The organism is Mesorhizobium sp. P5_C1 (genome assembly GCF_054049815.1).
The window spans coordinates 1-6,033 of the sequence record NZ_JBFULQ010000343.1; the positions used below are offsets into that span (position 1 = coordinate 1).

General features: G+C 63.1%; 4 protein-coding genes and 1 pseudogene. 4 read left to right on the top strand and 1 reads right to left on the bottom strand.

The genetic code is table 11. The features are described 5' to 3' along the window. Positions 1-213 precede the first annotated feature (213 nt). From ACXJ7R_RS22505 to ACXJ7R_RS22520, 4 genes are all read left to right on the top strand, one after another. Positions 214-1,188, top strand: a complete 975-nt coding sequence (locus tag ACXJ7R_RS22505) for an ABC transporter substrate-binding protein (protein ID WP_457153778.1) — start codon at positions 214-216, stop codon at positions 1,186-1,188. Between the two features lie 77 nt (positions 1,189-1,265). Next, positions 1,266-2,345: a quaternary amine ABC transporter ATP-binding protein gene (locus ACXJ7R_RS22510; protein ID WP_457153779.1), complete on the top strand. Its 1,080-nt coding sequence runs from the start codon at positions 1,266-1,268 to the stop codon at positions 2,343-2,345. Further along, positions 2,342-4,324, top strand: a complete 1,983-nt coding sequence (locus ACXJ7R_RS22515) for an ABC transporter permease (protein WP_457153780.1) — start codon at positions 2,342-2,344, stop codon at positions 4,322-4,324. Before ACXJ7R_RS22510 ends, ACXJ7R_RS22515 begins: the two co-directional genes overlap by 4 nt. A gap of 16 nt (positions 4,325-4,340) precedes the next feature. Beyond that, on the top strand, positions 4,341-5,147 hold the full coding sequence (locus ACXJ7R_RS22520; RefSeq protein WP_457153781.1) for a hypothetical protein: 807 nt from the start codon (positions 4,341-4,343) through the stop codon (positions 5,145-5,147). A 15-nt stretch (positions 5,148-5,162) separates the two neighbouring features. Here ACXJ7R_RS22520 and ACXJ7R_RS22525 read toward each other — a convergent pair. Further along, positions 5,163-6,033: pseudogene (locus ACXJ7R_RS22525) on the bottom strand (NAD(P)/FAD-dependent oxidoreductase); the annotation flags it as partial.

The window sequence follows — 6,033 nt, forward strand, 5'->3', positions numbered from 1 at the left end:
CTTCCGCAGCGATCCGTCGGCAGCCATGACGCTGACCCTCCAGTCCCATTCGACCATCAGCAGAATTGAGCGCCGTCTTGCCTGCCTTGGCCAAAGCCAGGGCGACAATTCGGCGCCGACGGCCTTGCGCAACGACCAACCTTTCCAACACAATCAAGAAAAGCCGCAAGAAGGGAACGACCGATAATTTTCACAGCTTGAAGGAGAACAAGCATGTCATTTCGCAGCCAGATCTCGAAACTGTCGATGGGCGCGGTCGCGCTCGCGTCCCTAAGCCTGCTGACACCTTCCGCCCAAGCCGCTGCACCTGAATCCAACGACCCGATCAAGATCGCGCTGTTCGACTGGACCAGCGTCAACCTGAATGCCAAGATCCTCGGCGGCATCCTGGAAAAGCTCGGCTATACCGTCGAATACCCGACCGCGGACTACCTCTCCAGCCTGACCACCGGCCTCACCAATGGCGACCTCGACGTCGGCCTCGAGTTCTGGGACACGACCGCCGGCGAAGCCATGAAAGCCTCCGACGCGACCGGCCAGACCGAACGGCTCGGCAAGCTCGGGCCCAAGGCCAAGGAAGAGTGGTGGTTTCCCGAGTACATGAAGGAAAAGTGCCCGGGCCTGCCCAATTGGGAAGCGCTGAAGGACCCGAAATGCGCCGAAGCATTTTCGACGGCGGAGACCGCACCGAAGGGTCGCTATCTCGGCGGCCCGGTGACCTGGGAAGGCTTTGACGACGAGCGTGTCGAGGCACTGAAGCTGCCCTTCACCGTCATCCATGCCGGCACCGACGCGGCGATGTTCGCCGAGCTGGACTCGGCCTATCAGCGCAAGGCGCCGATCATGCTGTGGATCTATTCGCCGCATTGGGCACCGGCCAAGTACAAGGGCGAATGGGTGCAGTTCCCCGAATACACACCCGAATGCTACAATGACCCGAAATGGGGCGTGAACCCGGACGCCAAATATGATTGCGGCAAGCCGCATGGCGAGATCTGGAAGTACTCCTGGTCCGGCATGAAGGACAAGTGGCCGGTCGCCTACAAGGTGGCAAAGGCGTATACGATCGATACCGATGAGCTCAACAAGATGAGCGGCGAGATCGATCTCGGCGGCAAGGCGCCGGAAGACGTCGCCGCCGCCTGGATCGCTGCCCACGAGGCAGACTGGAAAGCCTGGGCGCAGTGATTGTTCCGACTGGAGAGATGAGACCCGGCTGTTGATCGGCCGGGTCTCGATTCCTGATATTCCAGAAGGACGATTGGATGACGGATAGGACTGAACAGGCACCGACGCAGCCGGGCAAGGATGCCCGCCCGATTAAGCTTGCCTGCCGCAATGTCTGGAAATTGTTCGGATCGAACGCGGCCAATTTCATCCGCGAGCGCGATGGCAAGGCCAGCATGGCCGACGTCACTGCCGCCGGGCTGGTTGGGGCCGTGCGGGCAGTCGACCTTGAAATCCGCCAGGGCGAGATTTTTATCATCATGGGCCTGTCGGGGTCCGGCAAGTCGACGCTGGTGCGCTGCATGTCGCGGCTGGTCGAGCCGACGCACGGCAAGGTCGAATTCGAAGGCAACGACCTGCTGAAAATCTCGGATTCGGCACTTATCGAATTGCGGCGCCACCGGATGGGCATGGTGTTCCAGAATTTTGCGCTCTTGCCGCATCTCAACGTGCTTGAAAATATCGCCTTTCCGCTCAGCATCCAGGGACAGGACCGGCCGACGCGCGAAGCGCGGGCGCGTGAGGTCATTGAGCTGGTCGGATTGCGTGGCCGCGAACATTTCTACCCGCGCGAACTTTCCGGCGGCCAGCAGCAGCGTGTCGGCATCGCCCGCAGCCTGGCGACCAAACCGGAAATCTGGTTCCTCGATGAGCCGTTCTCGGCGCTCGACCCATTGATCCGCCGCGAGATGCAGGACGAGTTGATGAGGCTGCAGACCATGCTGCACAAGACCATCGTCTTCATCACCCATGATTTCGACGAAGCGATCCGGCTGGCCGACCGCATCGCCATCATGAAGGACGGCGAGGTCATCCAGATCGGCACGCCGGAAGAGCTGGTGGTCAACCCGGCGACCGACTATGTCGCCGAGTTCACCCGCGACGTCGACCGCGCCAAGGTGATCTCGGCGCGCAGCCTGATGCGGGCCTGCGACGGCACCGCGCATGGCGGCACCGTTGCGCCAGATGCCAAGATCGCAAGCTTTTCAGCGGAGATCGTATCCGCCGGCAAGCCGTTCGCGGTGGTCAACGGCACCGGCAAGCCGATCGGCGAGGTGACGCCGCAAGCGGTGATCGACCTGCTGGCCGGCATCGATCGCTCGAGGGCCGGCGCATGACGGTGACGGCTGGCGCCAGCGAGGCAAGGGCGCGTCCGGTTCAGGTCTGGCTGATCGTCTGGGCCTCGGCGCTTGCCGCCGTGCTTGTCGTGTTCCTGCTGCGGGACAGCCTGCCCTGGGCCGTCAATTATCCCGCCAGCGCAATCGTGCCGGTCGCCGACTGGGTCGGCGCCTTGATGGGCTGGATCAAGTCGAACCTGTCGTGGCTGACGCGCTCGATCACCGCGGTGCTGGGCGTGCCGCTCGACTTCGCACTCAACCTGCTGGCCAAGAATTTCAAGATCGGTCACGGTGCCGACGGCTATGTCTTGCCGCGCTTGTCCTGGGTCGGCGTCTGCGCCGCCGCCTTCCTTGCCGGGCATGCCGCCGGTGGCCGGAATCTCGGCATGCTGGTCGGCGGCTGTTTCCTCTACATCGCACTGTTCGGCCAATGGACCAGCGCCATGCTGACGCTGGCGCTGATCTCCATCGCCGTGCCGTTCTGCATCGTCACCGGCCTGTTCGCCGGCATCTGGGCGTGGCGCAAGCCATGGGCGGAAAGGCTCATCGTCTCCCCTGCCCTTGACCTGATGCAGACGATCCCGACCTTTGCCTATCTGATCCCGATGCTGCTCCTGTTCGGCAACAGCCCGGTTTCGGCGATGATCGCGACCGCCATCTTCGCCACGCCGCCTATGGTGCGGGCGACGATGCTTGGGCTGTCGCGGGTACCCTCCGAGATCGACGATTTCAGCGAGATGGCCGGCTGCACGGCGCGGCAGAAACTGTGGCGGGTGCTGTTGCCCTCGGCGCGGCCGACGCTGATGGTCGGCGTCAACCAGGTGATCATGCTGGCGCTGAACATGGTGATCATCGCTTCGATGATCGGCGCCGGCGGGCTCGGCTACGACGTGCTCTTGGCGCTACGCGCGCTGAAGGTCGGCGAGGCGATGGAAGCCGGTCTCGCCATCGTCGCGCTGGCGATCGCGCTCGACCGGCTGAGCCAGGCGATCGCGCACAAGCAGGCAATGGGCCATGTTCATCGGGAATTGAGCCCCAGCTTCTGGCGGCGCTATCCCAATTTGACGCTGGCTATCGCCATCCTTGTCGTCACCACGCTGCTCGGCCTGTTCGTGCCGGCCTTCGCGGCGGTGCCGAAGGCGATCACCTTCACCACCGCGCCGCTGTGGAAGGCAGCGGTGAACTGGATCACCATCAACTTCTTCGACACGATCGAGGCGTTTCGCGTGGCGCTGATCCTCAACGTGCTGAACCCGCTGCGCGCCTTCTGCGAAGGCTTTCCGTGGCTGGGCGCGGTGTGCCTGCTCGGCCTTGCCGGCTATCAGCTCTCCGGCCTGCGGCTCGCGGCCCTGGTTGCCGCACTCACCGCTTTCTGCGCCGTCACCGGGCTGTGGGAAAAGACCATGGCGACGGTCTATCTCTGCGGCATCTCGGCCTTCATCGCTTGCCTGATCGGCATCCCCATTGGCCTGATGGCCTCACGCAGCGACCGTTTCGAGAAGATCGTCACGCCGATCATCGACACGCTGCAAGTGCTGCCATCCTTCTGCTTCATCATCCCCGTGGTGATGCTGTTCCGGGTCGGCGACGTCACGGCGATGATCGCAACGGTCGCCTTCGCCGTAGTGCCGGCCATCCGTTACACCAATCACGGCATCCGCCAGGTGCCGCCAGCGCTGATCGAGGCGGCAAAAGTGTCGGGTTGCACGCCGCGCCAGACCTTCTTTCGCGTGCAGCTTCCGCTGGCGCTGCCCGAAATTATGCTGGGCGTGAATCAGACGATCCTGATGGCGCTGGCGATGATCATCATCTGCGCCATGGTTGGCACCCGCGACCTCGGCCAGGAAGTGTTCATCGCGCTGTCCAAGGCCGATTCCGGCCGCGGCATCGTCGCCGGCCTCGCCATCGCCTTCATCGGCATCGTCGCCGACCGGCTGTTCAACGCGTGGACGGCGAAGGCGCGGGCAAGGCTGGGTTAGTCCAATTTGGTGCCGAATGTCTGAGCCAGGCGATCCGCCCTTTACCGTCCTCGTTTTCGACATGGCCAGAACCGGCGAGCCGGACGGCGAACATCTCGTCCCGGGCTTCGGCACGCTGGAGGCGGCGACGGCCTATGCCGTCGCGCGGGTTCGCGCCTCGGTGGAGGAACTGCGCAAACCCGGCATCGCGGCCGCTGAGTTGCGCCAGCTCTGGCATCTCTACGGCGAAGACTGCTCGGTATTGAGCAATCCGGTGCGCGGCAGCGATCTTCTCGACGAGTTCATCGCAACGCCGGCGACGCCTGCCGAATGCGACTGGCAGGCGCTGGCGCCAAGGCTGCGCCGCTTCCACGCCACCCTGTTGATCTCCAACGACAATGACGAGTCGGTCTGGGCCGGAGGCTTTTTCCGCGAGCCGTACAGGCTGTCGGGGCAAGGCCTGCTCGACCGGTTCCGTGACGACGCCATCGCCGCCTTCAATCGCCAGCGCATCGTGCCGGCGGTGCCGACCAAAATCCTTGTCGCCAATCATTTCGAGCTTCCCGACCCGCCGCATCCGCCACTTGGCGACACACCGCCGCTGAGATCCTGGAAGATCGAGATCGAATTCGTCTGCCACGATGTGAAATTCGGCGCCAACGCCGACGGCATCTTCGCATGGCCAGAGGAGCCGGGCGGACCAACCCTCGCCGCCATGACATTCCTGCTGATGGCCGACACGCTGGCAGTGCGCGGCGATGGCCCCGACTTTGCCAACACCAGCGACGTGCTGTCGGTCAAGGTGACGGAGACCGACGCTCCGCCCGACTATCCGCTGGATTGAAGTCGGCGCGCCTTGCTACTCCGCCGCGACGCCTTTCACCTCGAGAAAGCTCTCCATCGAATCATCCAGCGCCTGCAGCCAGGGTGTATGGTGCAGCGGCGCCATGGTGCCGGTCATCAGCGAGCGATAGGCGTGGTCGCGGAAGCTCATGATGTCTTCGCCCTTGTGGTGCTCCCACTCCATGAAGGTCTTGTTGACCGCCTCGACGTCGAAGCCGGGATAATCGGTCTGGTCCATCAATTCCTTGGTGTAGTCGCCCTGGAACCAGATCATCTGTTCGGCGTCCTCCAGCGTTTCCTCGCGCGCCCGCCATTTTGCGCCATGCGCGGCCATCGCCTCGGCCGACGGCAACTTGATACGGCCCATGATGACATCGCGGGCGAACCAGGCCTGCGCGTCGAACATGTTGAAGGTGTAGAACTGATCMTGCATGCCAATGAAGGACAGCTTCGGGTTCTTCTCCCAGACGACGCCCTCATAGAGCCCGTCCGGCCACATGCGGTTGGCGGTCTTGAGCTTCAGATCCTCGGTGAGGAAGGGGAAGGAGTGGAGATAGCCGGTGCACAGGATGATGGCATCGACATCCTTGGTGCTGCCGTCCTTGAAATGGGCGGTCTTGCCGACGACCTTTTGCAGCAGCGGCACCTCTTTCCAGTTCTCCGGCCATTTGAAACCCATCGGCTTCGAGCGGTAGCTGGAGGTGATCGATTTGGCGCCGTATTTGTAGCACTGCGAACCAATGTCCTCGGCCGAATAGGAGCGGCCGATGATCAGAATGTCCTTGCCCTTGAATTCCATCGCATCGCGGAAATCATGGCTGTGCAGGATGCGGCCGTTGAAGGTCGAAAATCCCTCGAAATAGGGCACGTTGGGCACCGAGAAATGC

Coding starts and splice junctions, on each gene's coding strand:
- ACXJ7R_RS22520 (WP_457153781.1), top strand. CDS start 4,341: ATGTCTGAGCCAGGCGATCCGCCCTTTACCGTCCTCGTTTTCGACATG.
- ACXJ7R_RS22505 (WP_457153778.1), top strand. CDS start 214: ATGTCATTTCGCAGCCAGATCTCGAAACTGTCGATGGGCGCGGTCGCG.
- ACXJ7R_RS22515 (WP_457153780.1), top strand. CDS start 2,342: ATGACGGTGACGGCTGGCGCCAGCGAGGCAAGGGCGCGTCCGGTTCAG.
- ACXJ7R_RS22510 (WP_457153779.1), top strand. CDS start 1,266: ATGACGGATAGGACTGAACAGGCACCGACGCAGCCGGGCAAGGATGCC.